The organism is Larkinella sp. (genome assembly GCF_965227735.1).
In the GTDB taxonomy this organism is placed as follows: domain Bacteria; phylum Bacteroidota; class Bacteroidia; order Cytophagales; family Spirosomataceae; genus Larkinella.
This window is the reverse complement of record NZ_OZ245776.1, coordinates 6,578,401-6,600,705: the sequence shown is the minus strand read 5'-3', so window position 1 is coordinate 6,600,705 and position 22,305 is coordinate 6,578,401. Positions and strand designations below refer to the sequence as shown.

Sequence of the window (22,305 nt, the reverse complement as noted above, 5' to 3'; positions counted from 1 at the left end):
AACAAGGTGAATTGCTGAAATTATCACAAAAAGTGACTAGTCTAGGACTTACGTCAGATAATTCTATCAAACTTTCGCTTTCTGCCCCTAAATCCCCTAAAGGGGACTTGGACGCGGCTTAATCCAGATGCTATAAGTCCCCTTTAGGGGATTTAGGGGCAGAAAGCGGAAGGCCTGTAGTCGATCCCTTGACGAAACTTTACCGAAAAAAAAATTCCCTGCTGACAAACATTTTTTTCCGGGGCGGGTTTCGTAGTTATAAATCGCGAAGAAGCGGGGTTACTGTGAAAGGTGCCTGATTGAAAAAATAACCGTTCCGTTAGCGATATCATAGGGCCAGAGGACTTGCGTCGTCTGGCTTTTTTTGTACGATCTTATTCAAAAAACGCAATCACCAAAACTGTACACCTTATCTGCCAGAAACATGTTACTTAACAAATCGATTCCGTTCACGTTTTTATTTCGAAAAATTCGCCGGGAGGCCCTGCTGGTTTTCCTGTTCGCTAACGTGGTCGTTTTGGCCAAGTACTTTTTTCACCTCCGGTATTTGACCATTCCCATTGCGATTCCGACTTTGCTGGGCACCTGCATTTCGCTGCTCCTGGCTTTTCGCACCAATCAGGCTTACGACCGCTGGTGGGAAGCCCGGATTATCTGGGGCGCCATCGTCAACGACAGCCGCAGTCTGATCCGGCAACTCCAGATGTTCCTACCTGTTACACCCAACCAGCAAATGATCATTCACGCCTTTGTGCAACGGCAATGCGCCTGGTGTTTTGTGTTGGGCGATTCGCTGCGGGGACAGGAAGTCGAACGGCGATTGCAGGAATTTCTGACCCCGCCCACCGTCGAAGCCATTTTGGCAACCGATAACCGGCCCAACGCGCTGTTGCTTGAACAGGGACTGGCCATTGGTCAACTTTACCGAACCGGGCAACTAACGGATTATCAAATGGTGCAGATCAGCACCACGCTGAACACCCTGAACGACTCGATGGGCCGCTGCGAACGGATCAAGAACACGCCTTTTCCCCGCACCTACACATTCAACCTGCAATTGTTCATTTATCTTTTTGCCGCCATTTTACCGTTCTGTTTCGAAGCGGATCTGTATTACCTGGATGTGCCGCTGGTGACGCTGATTTCCTGCGCTTTTCTGCTGCTCGAAAAAAGTGCCGTTCAACTCCAGGATCCGTTTGAAAACCAGCCAACCGACACCCCCATGACGTCGATTGCGCGCACCATCGAGATCAACCTCAAAACCATGACGGATTACAAAGAAATACCGCCCAAGTTGCTGCCCTACGATTATTACACCCTGTAGCTTCGAGAGCTTCATCTTCTGAATCCAGGTGCGGACAGAACCCGGGGCAATACCGTCAATGCGTCTGAAAATTGGTATACTTGTTGTGATGCCTGCCAAATTATGAAAGTATACCTGTCCATCCTTGTGCTGTCAATCCAGTGTTTGCCGGTTTTCGGGCAGTTGGATTCTGCCAGCCGTTCACCCTACCGGGTATACCGGGCCTACGAACTCCCGGCGTCGCTCGTGGTGTTGGGGGCTTCGTTTTTTGGGTACCGGCAACTCGACCGCTACGCCAGTTTCGACGCCGGCGACATTGCCCAACTCGACGCGACCCGCATCAATGCCTTCGACCGGCCCGTCGCCTATTTCGACCCTGCCCGGTTTGAAGCAGCCCAGCAACGCTCCGACCGGTTTCTGAATCTGTCGATTGCCAGCCCGCTGCTGCTGATGCTGAGTAAACGAATCCGACACAAAGGGCTGGATGTGTTGACCTTGTATACGACCGCACATGCCGTTAATAACCTGCTTTATTTTGCCACCTCATTCTCAATCCGGCGGGCCCGGCCACTCACCTACAACCCGGCGATTCCGGTATCGGAAAAAATCGGGCGTGCCAAAAGCAATTCGTTCTACAGCGGGCATGTCTCCTTCAGCACCACGGCCACGTTTTTTGGGGCTAAAATTCTGACGGATTTTTACCACATCAGGGGCTGGAAACGGGTGGCGGTGTTTTCGGGGGCGGCCATCCCGCCCATTCTAGTGGGGTTCAACCGGATGCACGCCGGCAAACACTTTCGGACGGATGTTTTGACGGGTTTTCTCGTTGGAGCCGCCTGCGGAATCGGGATTCCGGAAATGCATCGCATCCGGCGAAAAACCGGCCAACTCTCGATGCAGCCGGAATTTAGCCTCACCGGCCGACGGGGTGTAGCGTTCACATACCGGTTTTGAAGGAACATTGCGGTTTTCAGGCAGACCTGTATTCATTATCTACCAGATTTTCACCCGGATAGCCGTTACAATTCGTGCAGATTCTTATCTTTGGTAACGGGTCTTCTAAGTAAAACCGTTGGAAATCGTTCGCTCCCGGTTTCTTAGAAGCCCGAACCCATCTGTCCCCATAATCGATCAATCTGCATGGAAGAAAGTGAAATTCTAGCCAAACTACCACGGGTTTTTACCGAGTCGGCACTTCGTCAGGAAATGCTGACCCACGGAAAATTTATCACGGTCAACAAAGATGATACGCTGGTTCGGGAGGGGCAATACCTGGATTTTCTGCCCATCGTTATCAAAGGTGAAATCCGGGTTTTCCAGCAGAAAGAAGACCGGGAAATTCTGCTTTACTACGTTCGGGAAGGCCAGACGTGCATGATGTCGCTCTCGGCCGCGTATTTCAACCACACCAGTACGTCGTATGGAGTGGCCACCAAACCGTCCGAAATCTTCGTTTTTCCGACCCGGCTCGTCAACGAATGGCAATTAAAATATTCTTCCTGGAATGCCTACCTGATCCAGACCTTTCGCAGTCGCTACGATGAATTGCTGGGATCGTTTGAAAGCGTCGCCTTTGATCCGATCGACAAACGGGTTCTGACCTATCTGACTGACCGGGCCAAAAAAGAAAACACCAGCCAAATTGCCATTTCCCACCAGAATCTGGCCTATGAACTGGGCACAACCCGCGTCGTTATTTCCCGCATTCTGAAAGGGTTTGAACAGCAAGGCAAAGTCAACTTGTTCAGAGGCTCCATTCAGCTAAAATAATTCTGGGCTTGTGTATCTTTTGATACCGTTTTTTAGCGGTATCCGGATCTACTTTTGTCCTGACCAATCCTCAAACCAGATGAAAACGTATTGTATCCACATCATTTTTCTCCTCTCCTTTTCCGTTATGCAAGCGCAATCAAACCCTGGCACCCCTCCGCCAAAGAAGCTGACGTTTCTCATTCACGTTACGCAAAGTCAGGACCCCACCCGGGCCGCCCTGGCGTTTCTGGTCGCCAAAACCGCCCTCGACGAAGGTCACGCGGTCAATCTGTTTCTGGCGGGCGATGGCGTGAAACTGCTACAGGAAGAAACCCTCAACCAGTTGACCGGTTTGGGTACCGGCAACCTTCGTGAGCATTACGATGCCATTGTGAAAGGAAAAGGGCGGTTTTACCTGTCCGGCAACTCCGCGAAAGCCCGGGGCATGACCCCGGCAGACCTGAAAGACAAACCGGCCGAATTTACCTTGCCCACTGTGCTGATTCGGCTGGCCACGGAGAGCGACCGGATGTTCACGTATTAACCATTCCAAACTCCATAAAACCATGAAAACGCTCCATTGCCGCGACGTTGGCTTCGATTGTGAAGGCGTCATCAAAGGCACCACCGACGACGAAGTATTGCAACAGGCGGCTGAACACGCCTACACGGTTCACGGCATGACGGTGACGCCGGAATTGGCCGAACAGGTCAAAACGTTGATCAAAGAGGAAGCCGCATAGTAAGATACCGGTCAGATCAATTGATCATCATCTTGTTGGTCAATTGATCCGATCACTAAAAGTTCGCAAAATCGGGTGCTGATCAAGAGAAGGAATTAAGGCCCCCCAGACTTGATTTATTCATAATGCCCGTGACACGAATAAATCAAGATGACAGTAGGCTCAACTTTATACACGAGCCGATGCTCATCAGTAATTCTGCGCGACCAATAACCTTTCAAACTGTTTTTTAATCCTTCAGTTTGCCTTTCCCTTCGTACGGGTTTCGACAGCATTCTGCTATTGGTTCAACGAGCTTTTTGGCTATTTTGGGATTGGTAGCAATCCAGGTGTGAAGTTCTTCCAACGTACGCGCCGAAAAATTGGCTTCACGCTTGCCAACTTCAAATGGCATTGACTAATTCTTGAAGCTGCTCAACGGACATGCGCGTCCCACGGCCTTCCCGAAAATTCTGGTTTCCCTCTTCGATCTTTTGCTCAAGAGTGCCTGTCGGTTCGGTCAACGTCTTTGTGGTGATGGTTGCTCCGACGGCTTTTGCCAAACGTTTAAAGGCATCCAAATGACGACCGTCTGTTTTGATATGAATACTGAAAGTTTCCATGCCCCTTTTGAGTACGTTTAATACTTTGACTGATCCCAGGTCGCAATCGTTTTTTGTCCAATTGACGACATACAAATAACGAGGAATTTTGGCAAAATTGGCGTTCAACGACAAAATAACCGACTGATTTTCATTCTGTTATCCTAAAAGAGACCGAATCATTCCCGTTTTCATTCCACCAAAAGCCTTCTGGCCGTGGCACTGCCGGTATCGAAACAAGATAGCTTGAACGAATCCCCAAAACTGCCGCCATTCGTCCACCTATTCAGGCCATTTGTTGGACAAAAGCCCTGTTGCTTTGCGATACTTTTGCCAAAACAAATGAAGTATTGATGGCAAATGTTCTCAAAAAAGCCGTATCGCAGCTAATCGATAAACTTTCAACACCCTCACAAGTCGTGGCCATTCGGGCCTGGCAACCGGCAACGCTGTATGAAGTCGATGTGCATCTTCCCACCACGTCGATGGAAAAATGGACCAGCATACAACGTCTAAAATGCAAGGTAGCGGAGTTTGAATACCGGGATTATACACCGGCCACCTGGAACGCAGAAGAAAAAATTTGCACCCTCTATATCCAGGCCGGACACGACGGAGCCGGAAGCCGCTGGGTTCAGCGCCTAAAAAAGGGCGACAAGATTCCCTTGGGCGTTGCCCATGCAGCCCAGGTCCCGACGAAAGAAGGGAAAATCCTGTGCCTGGGCGACGGCACTGCAATCGGGCATTTTTTAGGAATGAAGCAGTTAACCGACCGCAAGCGGTTTCCGATGGAAGTCGTCATTATACTCCCTGAAATTTATCAGCTATCATCCTCCCTGATAGCGAATAATCCCGAATTTGAATTTATCTTCAACCCGCACGGAAGCAGCCTTGAAACCCTGGAACAATGGGCGCTATCAAAAGAGTTAAGCGCCTATACCTCGGTTTATCTGGCAGGCCATACGCCCCTGGTGAAAAGCTTGCGGAAAAAGCTGAAAGCCATACCGGACGTCCGGGCGACATTCCAGGCCCACGGGTTCTGGTCATAAAAAAAGCAGTATGGCGACCCACGATATTCCCCTCTTTCATTTGGAAAAACATCCGTTCGAAATGGGGATTTTATCCCTTTCGGATCAAGCCACCCTGGAACTTGTCAACGAAAAAGTCAGGATTCCCCACCGTCACGACCATTATTGCTTCTTTTTTATGGAAAGTGGTTGCCTGAATTTTAGTGTCGATTTCCAGAATATAGACATCCAGCCTTCCTCCCTTTTAATAACCCGTCCCGGACAAATTCACGAACTCGGTTTTGCCAAAGATCCTGCCGGGTGGCTACTGGCTTTTGATGCACACTTTATCGACGAAAATGCCCGCAGCGTTATCGATCAGTCCTTTCTGAAGGTCATTTTACTCAAGCTGGACGCTGCTGAAAAAGAAGGGTTATGCACCCTTTTCAACCTGATTTATTCGACCGAAAAAGAGAAATCATCGGCAAATTTTCATCATCAGCTTCTCCAAACCTTGATCAATGCCCTTTTTTACAAAACCGTACTGATTTTTCAGGCGCAGGAAGATAAGCGTATACAGAGCCATTCGTCCCGAATTGTGGAAATTACAAGGCAGTTTCATCAGTTGGTGAAAGACCATTTTCACCAACTGAAAAAACCTGCTGATTATGCTTCGAAACTCAATATAACCGTCAGTTATCTGAACGATACCGTCAAGGCGGTCACCGGGTTTTCTTCAACGTACCTCATCCAGCTTGAAATTTTTCGGGAAGCTCAGCGGTTCCTGGTCTATACCACCAAAAGCGTCAGGGAAATTGCGTTTCAGTTGGGCTACGAAGATGAGAAATACTTTATCCGGTTGTTCAGTAAAACGATTGGGACATCGCCGGCCAGTTTCAGAAAAAAGTATCGATGACGATTACTGTTATTTTTTTCAGATAAGGCAACGGAGAGTCGAAGCCTATGCAAAAGATGGGTATCTTGGACGCCTGTTTATCCAATTATCCGCTAAACAGGAACCGCCTTTTATTACCCCTGATCATGGAATCTCCTTTCGATACGCACTGGGCCGACGAGGCCCGGCTTACGTTCAGTCAACTCCCAACGGAGGTACAGAACGCTTTTTTGCGGCAACTGCCGAATCTGGTGGCCAGCTATGCCAGCCTCTACGCCCAACGCCCGGAAGACTCCAAAGTAGTCGGGACCATTTCCCACATGCAGGCCCCTGACTGGAATTTATGGCTGCGAATGGGCACGGAATATGCAGAAGCCGAAACCGGGCCGATTCTGTTTGTCAACGAGTTTTCGTCACTGTCTCCGGAAGATTTTGAGCAATCGGTAGTCGCAGCCCGGCAGTCGGGCGAGCGGGTCAATGAAGACCGGAACGCGGATTGAACGGATTTCTATCTGCGACAATCCGCATTCCCAGCCAATCACATATTGACTTTTACCCGTTAATTCCCAGCCGCTCGCACCAGCCGAGGAAAGTCGTGTAGGTATCATCCAGAATTTTTATGCCCTCCGCCGGGATCGTCTGGGCTCTGGCCCGGCAAACCAGTTCCAAAGGCACACCTCTTTTCTTCAAAAAGTATTTGGCGCTGAGCGGATAAAATTTCGAGATAATGGGTTCGGTTCGGGTAATCTCGGCCTGAATCCAGTCGAGATCCGCCTTTTTCGAGGGATCGTTGGCATTCCGGCACAGCCAGCTATGGATTTCGGGGTAAAAATTACCGGAGATCGGCGACATGCCCCGCGCTCCTTTTTGCAGCGATGCCAGCGCAGTAGCCGTATGCGCATTGTAAAATTCCAGTTGGGAATCTTTGGCGATTTCCAGTTTAGTCTCGATATTTTTTAGGTCTTCGGAGGTGTCCTTATGGTAGATCATCCGATTATTGGCAACCAACGATTTGAACACACCCGGCGACAGCAGCCGCTTGTAAGGGTTCGGACATTCATACGTCCCGACTTTCATCGTACCAGTTTGCGAAAGAAACTTTTCAAAATTCTCCGTCAAAACCGCATCACTTTCCTCCTTGTCCGCAAAATGGCTCGAAATCAGAATCACCCCATCCACGCCGGTATCGTGGATTTTCCGGGCAAAATCGGCTTTTGCGTTTAGCGTATCCCCAAACGAGCCCGTCGACACCACCGGAACTTTTCCGTTCACCCGCTTCACCACGTGCCGGGTCAGGGCAATCCGTTCCTGGTCGGTCAGAAAGTACATTTCACTGCTCAGGCAGTTGGCAAAAAAACCTTTGGCTCCGGCCTTCAGGTAAAAGTCGATCAGCCGGGAAAGCCGGTCATAATCAATGGCGGAGTTGGAATCGAAGGGGGTGATCATCACCGGAACAAACTTTTTGTCGTCCGGCTTCAACCCGCTGGCTACGGTTTTTGCCTGGGTTGTTGCGGGCAGCAGCGTCTGGGCACCGGCGAGAACAGCCACAGCAGCCGGGGTCATTTTTTCCAGAAATTCCCGTCGGGAAAAGGAAGTATGCGATTTCATTGGGTCATCAGGGTTTAGGAAGTTGGGGGATGGGAACGCGGATCTGACGGATTAAAACGGATTCACACAGATAAAAAATCCGTTTTAATCCGTTTTAATCCGTCAGATCCGCGTTCCCATCCCGAGCAGATTATACATTAATACTTCAAACCAGGTCAATCGGTACTCCTGGCTCAGAGACTTTTTTTCAAGTCTTCTCAAAACCGCCTTTCGAATCAAGAAATAGTCAGATTCTGAGAGTAATTATTCCATACCGAAGTACCCACACAGCCGTTTTGTAATTTATTTTTTTAAAAATAGAAATAATCGTAGTACACTATTGGCATAGGAACGTATATGTAATGATTAAATCGACGCATCCCATCTCTATGACGTCCCTGTAACGATTCCTGAATATTCCAAACCCAATTTATTGCATGAAAGGATTAGTTTTACCAGACACTGGTACACCCCTCGCATGGTTCAGCAAGCGGTGTACCCTGCTCACCGCTATGGCCATTGTGGCGACCACGGCCCACGCGGCACCGGTTCTGCGGCCAGCAACCGCGGAACCAAAAACCGCAACGATCGAGCGGACCCGATCGTTGCCCAAACCGGTCGAAATCATCAAAGGGAAGGTCACCGACGAAAAAGGCGATGCACTACCCGGCGTCAGCATTTTGCTGAAAGGCACCCAAAAAGGAACCACCACCGACGCAGGAGGCAACTTTTCGATCGATGTGCCTTCAATGAATTCAGTACTTGTTTTTTCGTTTGTGGGCTATACGGCGCAGGAAGTGCCGCTGGCCAACCGCACAAACCTGGAAATCAGACTGCTGGCCGAAAGCAAGGCACTGGACGAAGTGGTAGTAACCGCCCTCGGGATTCGCAAGGAGACCAAATCACTCGGCTATTCGGTCACCAAAGTAGATGGCGAGAGTTTTACCAAAACCCGGGAAACCAACTTTGCCAATTCCCTGAACGGCAAGGTGGCGGGGGTCAACATTAGTCCGGCGGCAACGGGACCCGCCGGTTCCAGCCGGGTGACGATCCGCGGCAACACCTCGATTTCGGGCAACAACCAGCCCCTGTACATCATCAACGGGCTGCCGATGGACAACACCCAGTTTGGTGGACCGAAAAACGACAACCCGGACTTCGGCGATAACATTTCCAGCATCAACCCCGACGATGTCGAAGACATTACGGTTTTGAAAGGAGCCACGGCAGCGGCTTTGTACGGCTCCAGGGCCAAAAATGGGGCCATCGTCATCACGACGAAATCGGGAAAAGGCAACAAAGGGCTCGGCGTTGAATTCAATACCAACAACACTTTTGAAGTTCCCTTTTTTCTCTGGGAGCTGCAAAAACAGTACGGCCAGGGCTACGGCGGGGTAAAACCGGCCAGCCAGCAGGATGCCGCCAACCACGGCCAAAACCACTGGGGCGCATTGTATGACGGCTCCGAAACGATTCAACTGGATGGAGTAAAACGGCCCTATTCCTATGTGAAGGACCAGGTGCTGGAGGATTTCTACGGCGTAGGTCACACCAATACCAACAACATTTCGTTTTCGGGCGGTGGCGAAAAAGGCAGTTTCCGGCTGGGAATCACCGACATGCGGAACAAAGGCATCATTCCTAACGCCAGCATGCGACGGAACAACATCAGCCTGGGGCTTAACCAGAACATCTCCAAAAATCTGAATCTGGCGGCCAATGTCGATTACATCAACGAGCGCGTTGATAACCGCTACGTGTTTACGGGAAACTCGGGGAACAGTGCCGGAACAATCCTGTATGTCAACAGCAACATGCCGACCAGCGCCCTGTCGCCGGGCTACGATGACAATTACAAGGAGAAGGTTCTGGGAACGGATTTGAACGCGACCAACCCGTATTACACCCTAAACCGGATTAAAAACCAGACCAACAAAGACCGGTTTATTTCCACTGTGAACCTGCGGTACAACCTCTTCGACTGGCTTTTTATTCAGGGAAAAGTCGGGCAGGACTACTACGGTTTTATGACCAACAAAATTGTGCCTGAAGGAACGGGCTACCGGCCGGCCGGTCAGATCGACCAGTCGCAGCAGACGTTCTGGGAGCGGAACTTTGAAGGGCTGATCGGTTTGAACCGGAGTCTGAACAAGGATTTTGACCTGTCGGTGAATCTGGGCGGTAACCTGATGGCGCAGCACCGGTATACAACGACGATTCTCGGTTCCGGTTTCGTAGTTCCTCAGTTGCACGTGATCAACAATACCGCCAACCGCAACACCACCACGGCGACGTACGACAAAAAGATCAACTCGGTTTTTGCCACGGCAGAACTCGCCTACCGCAACTACCTGTACCTGAACCTCACCGGCCGTAATGACTGGTTTTCGACCCTGAACCCCAAGTCGAACAATTTCTTCTACCCGTCGGCGGGCGTCAGTTTCGTGTTCTCGCAGGCGTTTGACATGCCGAGAGCCATCAGCTTCGGCAAGCTCCGGGTTGCCTATGCTGCGGTGGGCGGTGATACCGACCCGTATCTGCTCAACCTGACCTACGGCCTGCTGCCCTACAATTACGACGGTCGTTCGCTCGGAACCATCAACCAGTTTACCGTGCCCAACAGCAGCCTGCGACCACTGAGCGTCAACGAGTTTGAAGCGGGTCTGGATCTGCGGTTATTCAACAACAAGCTCGGCTTTGACCTGGCCGTTTACAACAAGCTGACCACCAACGACATTGCCGTCGAGAGCATTTCCTCCACCACCGGGTATTCCGGGGTGTCGGTGAACGTCGGGGAAATCCGCAACCGGGGGGTTGAACTGCTGGTTACGGCCAAACCGGTGACGACCAGCAACTTCCGCTGGGACGTATCATTCAACCTGGCCTACAACAAAAGCAAGGTGCTGAAGATTTCAAACACGTCCAAGGAACTGATTCTGGCAACGTCCACGAAAGCGTTCATCAAGCATGTCGAAGGCGAGGAATATTCGCAGATTGTGGGTCGAACCATCAAACGGGATGCGCAGGGCCGGGATATTATCGACGCCACCGGATTGCCGATCGTTCCCACCAACGTGGTTTCGTTCGGTTCCGGGATCAACAAATACACGACCGGGATCATCAACAATTTTGCCTACAAAAACTTCACGTTATCGGCGCAGGTGGATGGCAAATTTGGCGGCAAAATTTACTCCGAAACCAACTACAGCCTCGACCACCGGGGCATGTCACCGCACTCACTGCTGGGCAGAGCTGCCGGAGCGGTTTTGCCGGGTGTAACCGAAAGTGGCGAAGAAAACAAATTTCTGGTGACGGCGGATCGGGTGAATAACCGGGCCATCATCGTTCGGAGACGGGATGCGCTGGACGACTACATCTACGACGCCAGTTTTATCAAACTGCGGTATGTATCGCTCACCTACGCCCTGCCGAAGTCCCTCTACGAAAAAATCGGGTTTGTCAAGGGGGCCAGTGTCTCGCTGGTGGGCCGGAACCTGAGCATTCTGATGAAGCACACACCCGGTCTGGACCCTGAAACCAATCTTTCCGCCGGGAACGATCAGGGGATCGAATCAACACCTTTGCCGCCGACCCGGAGCTACGGGTTCAATGTAAATTTGAAATTCTAGTTTCGCATCGGTTAACGCTAATTGACATGAAAAAGATCGTTTATATAGTTTTCACGGGCTGCCTGTTTTTCCTTTCGGCCTGTGACAATGGGTTTGAAGACCTGAACAAAGACCCCAACGCGGTTACCGCCGACCGGTTCAACCCGGCCTACCTCTTTACGACCGGGCAGTATAACACGGCGAAGGGCGATGAAGCCACCAGCCTCAATTATGCCGAACCGTTCGTTCAGCACATGGCCACCCTGAGCAACGTGGGTATTTTTGATTTTCAGGGCGATAAATACGTCTACCACAAGGGCAATAACGAGGCCATGTGGAAAGGTACCTACAACGCCATTGCCGGTTCGTCCAAACTGATCGAGGACGTGATCACGTTGTCGAAGGACAAACCGCAATACCACAATCTGTACCACATGGCGAGAATCTGGAAAACGGTGATTTACCACCGGCTGACGGACATGTACGGCGACCTGCCCTATTTTGAGGCCAATCAGGGCTATTACCAGCAGATTTACAAACCCAAATACGACGCGCAGAAGGATATTTATGCCCACATGCTGAGCGAACTGGAAGACGCCACCACCAAACTCGACGCCAGCAAGACGCTCTACACATCGTCCGACATCGTCTACGCGGGAAACATTGCCAAATGGAAACGGTTTGGCTATTCCATGATGCTTCGTCTCGGCATGAGAATGTCCAAAGTGGACCCGGCCGCTGCCGAATCCTGGGTCAAAAAGGCGTTTGCAGGTGGGGTTTTTACGGCCATCGACGACAACCTGTTTATCAAGGGAACCGACAAAGGCGGAACGCAGGAAGTGCTGACCAATGGACAGAGTTGGACCTTGAGCGTGTCGGGCCGAAGTCCGGGAAAAATCGCCAAAACGTTTTTCGACTACATGAAAAGCCACAACGATCCCCGGCTCAAATACACGGTGGCGGTGTATACCGATCCAACCAATGTAGCGACCAAAAATACCGATCCGGCGGTTCAGAAAGGCATGCCCAACGGTCTGGACCGGATCACGCTGCCCAAAGATCCCAGTTACAACCCGACGGCTCCGGGCCAGGAACACCAGTTTTCGGGCGTCAACCGGGATGTGTTTGCCAAGCTCGACGGTCCGCGGATGTTGCTGACCTACGGCGAAGTTCAGTTGCTGCTGGCGGAAGCCGCCGTTCGGGGCTGGATTCCCGGCGATGCCGCCCAGTTCTACCGGAACGGGGTGACCGGCGCGATGAAGACGCTCCAGCAATACGACGCGTCGGCCACGATCCCGGATGCAGACATCACGGCTTACTTAACCGCCAATCCGTTTGTGGGTGTTGCCGACAAGGAAAAAGCCTTCGAACAGATCAATTCCGAGTATTGGGTGGCAACCTTTCTGAACGGCTACGAGTCGTATGCCAATGTCCGCCGTTCGGGCTATCCGAAACTAACCCCGGTTAACTACCCCGACAACGAAACCGGCGGCACCTACCCCCGTCGGCTGCGCTACCCGGACGACGAGCCGGTTTTGAATGCCGCCAACTACAATGCCGCCGTGGCGCGTCAGGGAGCGGATAATTATAAAACCCGGGTGTGGTGGGATAAATAGGAAATCGAAATACAACGCAGGGTACTGGATCGTTGCTAACCTGCTTAAACGAAAAACCCGCTAACATCCTGTTGGCGGGTTTTTCGTTGGCGTCGTCTACCGATACGGTTGATCCTTAATCAGCCGGATGCTGTTCAATTCGGGCAAATCCTGAACGGCATCACCCGGAATGACACCCCTGGCAATCCAACTGGTAATGGTGCTTTGCGGGATAGCGTATTTTTTGGAATACCGGGCGATGGTCAGCCATTCGGCCATGTCGAGTTCAAAGCCGTGTCCCTTGATGATTTTCAGGCTTTCATCGGATGCTTTTTCAAACGCAGCCAATGCTTTTTCTTCACTTACTTTTTCCGTTATCATATTCGATCGGGTTATCATGGGCGCGTGGCTCCCGGTTTTAGTCATCATCTGGTATTTGATTTTCCAGCCATTCTACAATCTTTTTGTGTTTTAGGTAGCGATTAATCCATTTGGTTTCTTCGTCCCTTGCTTCAAGATCATAGTAGCTCTGGTCGAGTAGCCGTTTGCAGTATTCCATCTGCGCCCGGTGTGTATTAATCAATTCCTGTAAATTTTTCCTGGTCATACGGTGGTGGATCGTCTTATAAAAATAACACTTGCGTAAATACTACGCAAGTGTTTAAGAAACATTTTCCATTGCCAATAGTAAAACCGCAACCGCCTGGAAATACAGTTCTTCAAATTCGGGGTAGCCACATTCCCATCGTGGCTCCAAAAATCCCGATGGCCATGATGACGGTACACAGAAAAATGAGGGCTGCGGTGATGAAACGCAGGGCATTATCCGGTTTTTTCCGGGCATAAAAATACAATTCCAGCACCAGCAGTGAAACCGGGATGGCATAGGTAAAAACCGCCAGCGCCGTGAGAAAAGGGCCGGTGAAGGTTTCGGGATCGAAACCGACCGGGCCACCGTTGATCAGCAACCAGCCCATCAGGCCTACCCGGAAAAACCAGACGCCATTGACTACCATGAACAGCCGCAGCGCCCAGGCCCTGTGCTGGTCGAACTGGCGGGCTCTGGCGGACCAAATGGCGAGCAAGGCAAACGAAATGATGTAAATGGCCTGGAGGCTGATGCTGATTTGCTGGGTTAAATCGCCGATGGAACCCCGCGTCCAGACCATGAGCAACCCCGCCGAACTGACCACGATGGCCGTCGTGACGTAGGTCCGGCCGAGCCAGCGATGAAACCGGGGAAAGGTTTGCCGAATAAACGGCATGAGTTGCAATGGGCCGCCAATGACCAGAACAGCGGCCAGCAGAATGTGAACCCCAACGACGGTATTGCCTTTCCAGTCGCCCTCGACGTAGCTGTGCGACAAGACCTGGTTCCATCGTTCAAAATCGCCCGTCAGGGTAGCTTTCCCGTAAGACAGGAGAATGTAAAGGCCAAAAATCCATTGGCCCACCGTTGCCACCACCAGCCAGGCGGTAGCCGCAAAAGTCAGGATTCGGGTAGCGGTCGAAGCGGTTGCTTCTTTGGATGGGGAAATCGTAGTAGTTGTCGTCATAGCGGAAAAGCTGTTCAGTTTTTCCTAAACCTAAGACGAACCGGTTTTTTGCCGGGTAGACAAATGTCCTATTCGGATGAGCGGTTTGATTGGGGGATGGGCGTCAGGGGTCCAAACCGCTCCGGAGTCGGCTCAGGTGCCGCTGCGTAATCCCCAGATACGACGCCACATACCGCAACGGCACGTGCCGGATGATGGTGGGTTTCTCGCGGAGAAATTTCCGATACCGGTCTTCGGCCGTCAGACTGGTCATGTCGTTGATCCGGCTCTTTTCTTCTTCCAGGTGTTTTTGCAGAATCTGAATCGTGTAATCTTTCTGCGTACGACTGCGCTGTGCTCCAACGTCCACATCCTCCCGACTGATGCGAAGCAGTTCGCAATCGGTAATGCAATGCAGGTTTTCGTTGGAAACCGTGCGGTTCATAAAATGGAAATACGACGTAAAAAACCGGGAACCCTCGTTGAGGTCGGTTGTGATTTCGTTGGCATCCGGGTCTACGTAGAAGTTTCGCATGTAGCCCGAAACGATAAAGTTATGGTAGCGGGGAACCTGCCCGGCCGGTTCGATAATCGTGTCTTTCGGCACAAAAACCGGCTGGAACGACTGGCGAATGGACGCCTTGTCTTCGTCGGGCAAACTCAAAATCTCCCCGACATAGCTGAAAAACCGCTGGTAGTAGTGTTCCATCGTGAAAGCGAGCAAAATACCGGTTTTAGGCAAATATAGGACTTTCGCTTTTGCCCCGTTCCCCTAAAGGACAGAGCTGTTAAGTTCTTGAATTAGAATCGACTCAATCCGACCATTTTGCCCCCAGCCCACTGCTTTTGCTGTGGGTAAAGCGAAAAGTAACTGCTAACTGCTTTCTAACAAAACCGTTTTAACGGTTTCATCGTCCGGCAAACCGTTAAAACGGTTTTGTAATGATTCGGTTTCGCTGCAATTTACCCACAGCTAAAGCTGTGGGCTGAAAAACATTCAATTCGGCGGATATTAAATCAAAATCAACTACAAGACTTGGACATGGAACCTTCCAGATGCTAAAACTCCCCCTTTAGGCCGGGCCGACGCTTCGGGAGTGGGGCACTCTACCGAATCGTATTTTCCAGGACCACAACCGAAGGCCCGGTGGTCAGCCATTTTTTACCCAGTCCGGTAGTGTCGCCCTGCGGGATAAAATATACAAACGACCCCAGCACCAGATCGATATCGCCATCGGCATCCATGTCACCGGCATCCATCACCACCCAGCGTCCTTTCGGGGCTTCGGGAAACGAGTAATCGTCAAATTTTAACTTGCCCTTGTTTTCCAGATAAACAAAGCTTTCTTCCGGATAGCGGGCATAGTCCGGGAAAAACGAAATGGCGGCCATATCCAGATCGCCGTCCCGGTCAAAATCGCGGACCATCACCTTGTAAGCGCCATTGAGTTGGTAGAAATACGCCTGTTTAAAGTTGGATTTCCCGTCATTCAGGTAAATAGATATACCGTGGTACTTCTTCAGGATCGGCGTTTTATCGGCATTGTCGCCATTCACATACACGATGTCATCAAAACCGTCTTTGTTGAAATCGACCAGCTCCATGTGCTGCGACCCGTTGAGGGGCAGAAACGTCAGCAACCGTTTTTCCTTGAACATGCCAGCCCCCTGGTTTTCATACAGAAAAACGCCCTCGTCGCCCTGCGCCATGAGCACATAAATGTCCGGCAAACCGTCGTGGTTGGCATCCCGGATGATGGCCGTAATGGCACCCGGTTTGTTCCGCAACACCCGCCGGTCGTAGCCCCCGCGCCCATTGCTGGCATACCACGCCAGTTGCCCGGTCTGGTTGCCAAATTCACAGGCGACCACATCTTCAAAACCGTCCTTGTTCAAATCGCCGTAGGCCACGCAAACGGGTCGGCGCAAACCGGAAAGGGCGATATTCCCCAGTTTGTAACCCGGTTCCGGGCCATTTTTCACCCAGCGCAGCAGGGCGCCGTCGGGCGCATCGTTCGGGAAAATGCCCTTGCCTACCGTCGTGATGTACAGATCATTGCCTTTTTCATCAAACTGAATCGGCGTGGCACCCAGCCCGAGGCTAAACCGCTCGTTCAGGTCGGCGGTGAGAAACGTCAAGGTATTGCGGGTGCCTTTGCCGTCATTGAAGACAATGCCACGCTTGTCGGGCAGAATCTTGACCAGCGTCGTCAGGGCGGGGCGGTGCGCCAGGGACGGTTCCCGGAGCTTGAAATGCCGGAGTCCCATCCGGATTTTGCTTTTGCGAACGGGCGGCTGGATCGTGTCCAGCGCATTTTGGAGGTAATAGGCTTCGATTTTGCGCCAGTCCTCCAGCGCCAGAACCGGTTTTTCGGGATAAATCCGGGCATTTCGCACGAGGGTGCCGCTGAGGCCGGGTTCAAACAGGCTGTCGGGCCGGACGCCCCCGCTGTAGATCCCCATCCGATGCCCCATGGCTGGCAGCACATCCCGCCAGTTCGTTTTCGACAGCAGGTCGGGGCCAACATAGGCATGACAACTGCTGCAATGTGCCATCGCCAGTTCCTTGCCGGAGAGGCCCGAAACCGGGAGGTCGTTCAACGCTTTTTGGTCATTCTGTTTTTTCGCCGTACAGGAAAAGAGGAGGTAGAATAGAATACAAAAGGGTAGCCGTCGTCTCATGCACAAAGAAACCGAATTCGGGCGATTGGCGACACAGGAACACGCAATCTTTTGGCCTTTTCCCTACCCATTTAACGCACCGTTCCCTCTGCAATCCCATTGTTCAGGTTTACTTTCCAAACAGCAAGGCAAAACCGACATCGAACGAGAGTTTCTGGTATTTCTCAATAATCGGAGTCACTGTCAAGGTGTTGGGGTTTGGTTGCTGGAAACCCTGGTTTTTAGCATGGTAAAATGAATACCCAAAACCGGCAGACAGAAGCACGTTGCGGTTGATAAACCAGGCTGCGCCAACCGCCGGAACCAGATTGGTCGAACTCCCTTTCAGCTTTATGTCATTCAGATTGAGGAGGCTTTCGTAGCGGATGGCAGTGGCGTTGTAGGTAAAGCCAATTCCGGCAAAGGGTTTAACGCTCGAATTGCCCACATAATAGCGGATGAAGGGGCCGATTCCGATGGATCGATTGTTGTAATCCGACGGGCCAGCCTGATAACTATTGCTGGTATTTGAAAAGGGCACAGAAACGCCAGCCAGCAGGTTTTTAGCGACAAAATAGCCCACCGACGGCGTCAGGTTCACCGACAGCGAATGGCCATCATACACTTTGAAGCGCTGGTAGGTCAGATTGCCCACCTGCGCGCCCACTTGCCAGCGTCCTTTTTCAGTTTGAGCCAAAGCCACCGAAACGAGTGTCATCAGCAGCAGGAGTGTAAAACCGGTCGTTTTCATAGCGATTGGCTTGGATAGGAGTGTTGTAATGCCAATAGTACAAAATCCTATGAAACAATTATGATACGATCCATTGATTTGTAAATAATGTAGGCCAGGATTCCGTTAGCCACGCTTAACAAGCGGGTTGAGTTAACCGGAGAGTGCCCTGGAAGGGCGGTCTGTCAATAGTTCACCGCCGATAGCAACGAGTAGTAGCTCCGGAGGAACGGTCTGAAGATGTTTTTAGACCGCTCCTCCGGAGCTACTACTCGTTGCTATCGACATTGGCTATTGACAGGACAGTCCTCCGGCCTTAATCCAAACAGCTTCAAAGACATTCGACAAAAGCGATAGTGGGGTTAAGGTTGAACGAAAACCAGGAAAAACGAACCGGATGCACGTATATAAAAAACTCCGGCATCAGGAGAAAAACGGGGACGGTATGCGTGCCGATGAATGGGAATGGTGTAAACGCAAGCAGAAGAAAAGCGATAAGTACAAAGGCCGAATTATAAGCGGCACTTAAAAATGCGAAGAAAGATAGCGATAGTTCAGAAAAAAATAGTGTAAACACTATTGCTTATTGACGATGGTTATTAATAATATACGGGACTATTACATTAAGTGAGTCAGATTAAAGGAGCTTTTTACCTTATATCTGACAACCATTGAAAAGCAAACGTTCGATCTTGACGCCTTCAAGAAGAGTGCCGTCCCTCGTTTAAAGGCCGGAGACGGTCTATTATGTCGTGATGGTTTCTAACAGAAACTGGGGCCTACGCTATCCTAAAGTCATTGTATCCTAGCGTCGGAACTGGCCACGTCTTTCAAGCTATTTTCAATACAACAAAGACATCCGTCGAATTAAGTACACGACGGACATTATTGAGGGCTTTCACCGGCAGCTACGAGCGGTCACCAAATCGAAAGGGGTTTTCCAGCCCGACGAAGCCCTGATGAAGAGCTTGTTTTTAGTACAGGAGAATATCACCAGCAAATGGAATAAACCGGTACCTAACTGGAATCAAACGCTAGCCCAATTATAAATTATCTTTGGAGACCGGCTTAAACTCAATTTAAAATCCTGACTTACTTAATGTAACACACCCCAAAGCAGGACAACTTTGTATTTCAACTTTAAAATAATTAAGCGTTGAATAAAAAAAATCAGACCATCAGATTCAACTTGTATTTTAATATTTAGCCCGTTTTTGTCTCCAGCCTTCCCTCCTGAATCGTCACATGATTAACATTACCGTCTAGAAAAATGTCGTACACCACTTTTCCAGCGCGACTTCTAGGCGCTGAAACGACGACACCTTGTGTTCCTTTTTTTGCCGATTTACTGCTGGATTTTAATGTAATGATATCCCCTACTTCAAAAAAAGTTTGTGCATTGACGTTATGTTCTGATCTACTTAAACAACTTTCTAACTGGAGACTGCTTGCAAACCCACGACATTTGACAGCATACAGTGTTTTACCAAAATGGGTAATAGGGCCATTTTTTATAATACCCTGGGTTCCAACAGGTATCCCTCCAATACCACAATTGCAAATTACTAAATCACCTATAGAAAACATATTAGTAAAAATTTATTGGTTTAACATGGTTTTCTTACTTGAGTTAAATATTGATTTTATGTTATTCACAGAAGTCTTGTAAGTCGCATTGTCACTGAGGTGTGCGTTTTCAGTTAGAATCGCTGAAAAAATCTTCAGATGAGCCGCCCTAGTTTTATTTTGTATTATCTTTAAATCAGAATCTGTTTTTATAATTCTTCCTGAAATAGTGGAAGTAGAGTCAGTAGGATTTGAAGAAATATCAACTCCGCTATATTTTGCCAATGCGTCGATCGTTAAATTCATGACAGCAAATGTGGCTTTAGTTGCTTGTGTTGCATCATTTCGTATGCCTTTCACGGTGTATTCCCCATTTTGCTCCATAACGATAGCAATATCAGAGTTACCAATGGCGGTTTTACCCTTTGCTGAATTGGCAACAGCCCGCCAATACTTTTTATCGGCACCTGCAACTATCGAAGCGAGTGGATCATTTTTAATTGCAAGGAACGGCTGTGCTGTAGGGCTTGCCTTCCGGGTAATCTGTTTCGTTGTCAATACGATATCATAGACACTTACTTGATAGTCATTATTCTTAGTAGCATTCGGTATGATTTCTTTTGTTAATCTATCAATTTCCCAACGTAAATACTCACCTAAGGACGACAATCGAAAAAAACCTAAATTTAATAGATACAACGATTCACGTAATTTCTTAGCAGTTTGAATTTCGTAATCCTCCGGGCTTGGAGCCTCCTGAACAGGTTTAACAAGTGAATTATCATAGGTTGACAAAGCTAATCGGTGCTGAAAAATGACAAAGTTTATGGTTGTATCAATTACATAATTACCACCCATTTTCAGCGTATTCGTAATCTCAGATGATAAAGTCGGGGGCATCTTGTCTAATAATTTATCGATACTATCTTTGACGGCCTTAATTTTTGAATCTCTGAATAATTTTTCGAGTCTACTTTTTTCGGGATTCATGGACCGCCTTGAAAGTTCATTTAAACTCGAATCCAAATTAGCCTTTATAGTACGACGTATGATCTCATAATTTCCGCTTAATATATTTTCCCGGGCCTTTACTTCAAGAGGTCTTATTTTTTCTTTCCAGAAAGCTGGAGATTCTGTCAAAAAAGAACGATCCAGGATTTTTACACTCACCTGAAGGCGAGAGGTACAACCTAGTGATAATAAAGAGATAAATAGAAAGCAAAATATATTTTTCATTACAAAAATATGTTATTAGTGATTATTGACAGATGAAGTACGATAATTTGCAAGCCAATCTTTTGCATCATTCCAGGTAACAAATGGTTTTGAATTCCCATTTTCTGCCGCTATTTGATTCATAAATTGCAACAGCCTGTATTTAACCTGTGTAGTATCTTTACTTTCCAAATCATTTAATATACCATCGCCTATGGCAATAAACAGCTCATTCTTTGCAATCTGAATACTGGAATCAGTCTGCAAGTCCGTCAAGTGTTGCTGTTTTTCACCCGTTGTGAGACTAATTAAATTACTCAAGGTATTTTTTGACTGCGTGATATTCCCGATTTGTTCAGCAATAGCATCGGCATTACTTGACATGATCAGAACAAGTTGCTTATCTACATTTTCTTCATTGATGGAATTGACTTTCAATGAATCCGCCACAATACGGCCGTTTTTTGGCTGTGTAAATTCATTAAAATAGGTATCAATAGCATCAGATTTAAAATATCCTGAATAATATCTTGTCTTTGAAAACAGGAAAGTACTTCCCCTTACCTTAATTTTGTAGTAATTTGGCAAATGTTCAAGATGATCTCGAAAAAAATGATGCTCATGAATACGCGTAAAACACCCATAAAACGTAAAACAAACTAATACAATAATGCAGGCAGAAAAATAGCTTTTCATGTTAGATAAATGGTTTTTTATCTAAAAATTTGACAGGTGGAGAATTCGTATGTGCTGTACAAATATCAGAATAACGAGTCAACCTCACTAGGGGCTATTTCACCCTTTTTGTGGGAAATTCCCCGTAATGACACTCTATCAAATGCTTGCACCATTTTCAATCGATCACCTCTACATCTCGGCCCTACAACGAACGGCCAACATCGGGGACTTTCGGGCCAACCTGTCGCGGGGCGGCAGCGGCCATGTCATCAAACTAACGAATGCCGAAAAAGAAATGTGCGTGAAGGCGGCCAAAGCTGTCGGGTTAGAATTTGCTGGGGTCGATCTAATCCGGGAATTAGGCACCTACAACTCGGTCTACGTTACCGAAGTCAACGGCAATCCGGGAACGGGAATCATTGATTTGACGGGGTACAACCATTTTAAAGATTTAGTGGCATATCTGGAGCTAAAAACCGGCAACACGGCAACAACTGCAACCACCACCCCGGAAACTACGACCACCACCGAAAAAACAGAATCGGAAGCGCATCAATACCCACTGGAGTATTTAACGCTTGCCATTCTGGAACGGGATAATAAAAAACTCCCCGCCAGCCAATCGGGGTTATTGGCCTTCTACAAACAAAAATACGGTCATGTCAATGTCTAATGTCTAACTTTAAACACGTTTCGAAAATGGAAGAGAACGAAGAATTAACCGGGATGCACTTATTTAAAAAACTCCGGCATCAGGAGAAAAACGGCGACGGTATGAGTGCCGATGAATGGGAATGGCACAAACACATGCAAAAGGAAAAGCCCCAAAACAGCTTGTTTTGAGGCTTT

Annotated in this window: 23 protein-coding genes and 1 pseudogene; 13 read left to right on the top strand and 11 right to left on the bottom strand. The window is 49.1% G+C overall.

The features are described 5' to 3' along the window. Window positions 1–424 precede the first annotated feature (424 nt). From ACO064_RS25845 to ACO064_RS25825, 5 genes are all read left to right on the top strand, one after another. Window positions 425–1,324 carry a bestrophin family protein gene (locus ACO064_RS25845; RefSeq protein WP_421830079.1) on the top strand — a complete coding sequence of 300 codons (900 nt, stop codon included), beginning with the start codon at window positions 425–427 and terminating at the stop codon, window positions 1,322–1,324. A gap of 102 nt (window positions 1,325–1,426) precedes the next feature. Then, window positions 1,427–2,257 carry a phosphatase PAP2 family protein gene (locus ACO064_RS25840; protein WP_421830078.1) on the top strand — a complete coding sequence of 277 codons (831 nt, stop codon included), beginning with the start codon at window positions 1,427–1,429 and terminating at the stop codon, window positions 2,255–2,257. A gap of 186 nt (window positions 2,258–2,443) precedes the next feature. Next, complete coding sequence (locus ACO064_RS25835; RefSeq protein WP_421830077.1) at window positions 2,444–3,073, top strand: Crp/Fnr family transcriptional regulator; 630 nt, start codon at window positions 2,444–2,446, stop codon at window positions 3,071–3,073. A gap of 79 nt (window positions 3,074–3,152) precedes the next feature. Continuing rightward, entirely contained in the window at window positions 3,153–3,599 is a 447-nt protein-coding gene (locus ACO064_RS25830) for a DsrE family protein (protein ID WP_421830076.1), read from the top strand. Window positions 3,600–3,621: 22 nt separating this feature from the next. Beyond that, a complete protein-coding gene (locus ACO064_RS25825) occupies window positions 3,622–3,798 on the top strand; it encodes a DUF1059 domain-containing protein (RefSeq protein WP_421830075.1) in 177 nt (58 codons plus the stop codon). A 116-nt stretch (window positions 3,799–3,914) separates the two neighbouring features. On the opposite strand, the gene ACO064_RS25820 is transcribed toward ACO064_RS25825, so the two are convergent. Continuing rightward, the gene (locus ACO064_RS25820; protein ID WP_421830074.1) at window positions 3,915–4,073 is read right to left on the bottom strand and encodes a Txe/YoeB family addiction module toxin; all 159 of its coding nucleotides are present in this window, start codon (window positions 4,071–4,073) and stop codon (window positions 3,915–3,917) included. A gap of 108 nt (window positions 4,074–4,181) precedes the next feature. Continuing rightward, a complete protein-coding gene (locus ACO064_RS25815) occupies window positions 4,182–4,400 on the bottom strand; it encodes a hypothetical protein (RefSeq protein WP_421830073.1) in 219 nt (72 codons plus the stop codon). A gap of 332 nt (window positions 4,401–4,732) precedes the next feature. Here ACO064_RS25815 and ACO064_RS25810 point away from each other — a divergent pair, with 332 nt between their 5' ends. The 3 genes from ACO064_RS25810 (at window position 4,733) to ACO064_RS25800 (ending at window position 6,781) form a co-directional block, all read left to right on the top strand. Then, the gene (locus ACO064_RS25810; protein ID WP_421830072.1) at window positions 4,733–5,428 is read left to right on the top strand and encodes a siderophore-interacting protein; all 696 of its coding nucleotides are present in this window, start codon (window positions 4,733–4,735) and stop codon (window positions 5,426–5,428) included. A gap of 61 nt (window positions 5,429–5,489) precedes the next feature. Further along, window positions 5,490–6,302: an AraC family transcriptional regulator gene (locus tag ACO064_RS25805; RefSeq protein WP_421830071.1), complete on the top strand. Its 813-nt coding sequence runs from the start codon at window positions 5,490–5,492 to the stop codon at window positions 6,300–6,302. A gap of 125 nt (window positions 6,303–6,427) precedes the next feature. Continuing rightward, window positions 6,428–6,781, top strand: coding sequence for a hypothetical protein (locus tag ACO064_RS25800; RefSeq protein WP_421830070.1), 354 nt, complete (start codon window positions 6,428–6,430; stop codon window positions 6,779–6,781). Between the two features lie 52 nt (window positions 6,782–6,833). Here ACO064_RS25800 and ACO064_RS25795 read toward each other — a convergent pair whose 3' ends face one another. Further along, on the bottom strand, window positions 6,834–7,889 hold the full coding sequence (locus ACO064_RS25795) for a dihydrodipicolinate synthase family protein (protein ID WP_421830069.1): 1,056 nt from the start codon (window positions 7,887–7,889) through the stop codon (window positions 6,834–6,836). A gap of 416 nt (window positions 7,890–8,305) precedes the next feature. Here ACO064_RS25795 and ACO064_RS25790 point away from each other — a divergent pair, with 416 nt between their 5' ends. Further along, on the top strand, window positions 8,306–11,497 hold the full coding sequence (locus ACO064_RS25790; protein ID WP_421830068.1) for a SusC/RagA family TonB-linked outer membrane protein: 3,192 nt from the start codon (window positions 8,306–8,308) through the stop codon (window positions 11,495–11,497). Window positions 11,498–11,523: 26 nt separating this feature from the next. Continuing rightward, on the top strand, window positions 11,524–13,092 hold the full coding sequence (locus ACO064_RS25785; protein ID WP_421830067.1) for a SusD/RagB family nutrient-binding outer membrane lipoprotein: 1,569 nt from the start codon (window positions 11,524–11,526) through the stop codon (window positions 13,090–13,092). Between the two features lie 96 nt (window positions 13,093–13,188). Here the strand turns inward: ACO064_RS25785 and ACO064_RS25780 are convergent, their stop codons facing one another. From ACO064_RS25780 to ACO064_RS25760, 5 genes are all read right to left on the bottom strand, one after another. After that, window positions 13,189–13,452, bottom strand: coding sequence for a hypothetical protein (locus ACO064_RS25780; protein WP_421830066.1), 264 nt, complete (start codon window positions 13,450–13,452; stop codon window positions 13,189–13,191). 338 nt (window positions 13,453–13,790) lie between these two features. Continuing rightward, window positions 13,791–14,627, bottom strand: a complete 837-nt coding sequence (locus tag ACO064_RS25775; protein WP_421830065.1) for a DUF2306 domain-containing protein — start codon at window positions 14,625–14,627, stop codon at window positions 13,791–13,793. Between the two features lie 103 nt (window positions 14,628–14,730). Continuing rightward, window positions 14,731–15,330 carry a Crp/Fnr family transcriptional regulator gene (locus ACO064_RS25770; RefSeq protein ID WP_421830064.1) on the bottom strand — a complete coding sequence of 200 codons (600 nt, stop codon included), beginning with the start codon at window positions 15,328–15,330 and terminating at the stop codon, window positions 14,731–14,733. A gap of 383 nt (window positions 15,331–15,713) precedes the next feature. Then, a complete protein-coding gene (locus ACO064_RS25765; protein ID WP_421830063.1) occupies window positions 15,714–17,288 on the bottom strand; it encodes an FG-GAP repeat domain-containing protein in 1,575 nt (524 codons plus the stop codon). Between the two features lie 109 nt (window positions 17,289–17,397). After that, window positions 17,398–18,018, bottom strand: coding sequence for an outer membrane beta-barrel protein (locus ACO064_RS25760; RefSeq protein ID WP_421830062.1), 621 nt, complete (start codon window positions 18,016–18,018; stop codon window positions 17,398–17,400). Between the two features lie 752 nt (window positions 18,019–18,770). Here ACO064_RS25760 and ACO064_RS25755 point away from each other — a divergent pair. After that, window positions 18,771–19,046 (top strand): annotated as a pseudogene (locus tag ACO064_RS25755) (transposase); the annotation flags it as partial. A gap of 154 nt (window positions 19,047–19,200) precedes the next feature. On the opposite strand, the gene ACO064_RS25750 reads toward ACO064_RS25755, so the two are convergent. The 3 genes from ACO064_RS25750 to ACO064_RS25740 are packed head-to-tail and all read right to left on the bottom strand — an operon-like array spanning window position 19,201 to window position 21,474. Then, window positions 19,201–19,584, bottom strand: a complete 384-nt coding sequence (locus tag ACO064_RS25750) for a hypothetical protein (RefSeq protein WP_421830061.1) — start codon at window positions 19,582–19,584, stop codon at window positions 19,201–19,203. A 12-nt stretch (window positions 19,585–19,596) separates the two neighbouring features. Beyond that, window positions 19,597–20,799 carry a hypothetical protein gene (locus ACO064_RS25745; RefSeq protein ID WP_421830060.1) on the bottom strand — a complete coding sequence of 401 codons (1,203 nt, stop codon included), beginning with the start codon at window positions 20,797–20,799 and terminating at the stop codon, window positions 19,597–19,599. 15 nt (window positions 20,800–20,814) lie between these two features. Further along, entirely contained in the window at window positions 20,815–21,474 is a 660-nt protein-coding gene (locus ACO064_RS25740; RefSeq protein WP_421830059.1) for a hypothetical protein, read from the bottom strand. Window positions 21,475–21,616: 142 nt separating this feature from the next. On the opposite strand from ACO064_RS25740, the gene ACO064_RS25735 reads away from it, so the two are divergent. Next, window positions 21,617–22,129: an ATP-grasp domain-containing protein gene (locus tag ACO064_RS25735; protein WP_421830058.1), complete on the top strand. Its 513-nt coding sequence runs from the start codon at window positions 21,617–21,619 to the stop codon at window positions 22,127–22,129. A gap of 26 nt (window positions 22,130–22,155) precedes the next feature. Next, window positions 22,156–22,299: a hypothetical protein gene (locus ACO064_RS25730; protein ID WP_421830057.1), complete on the top strand. Its 144-nt coding sequence runs from the start codon at window positions 22,156–22,158 to the stop codon at window positions 22,297–22,299. The last annotated feature ends 6 nt before the right edge of the window (window positions 22,300–22,305 follow it).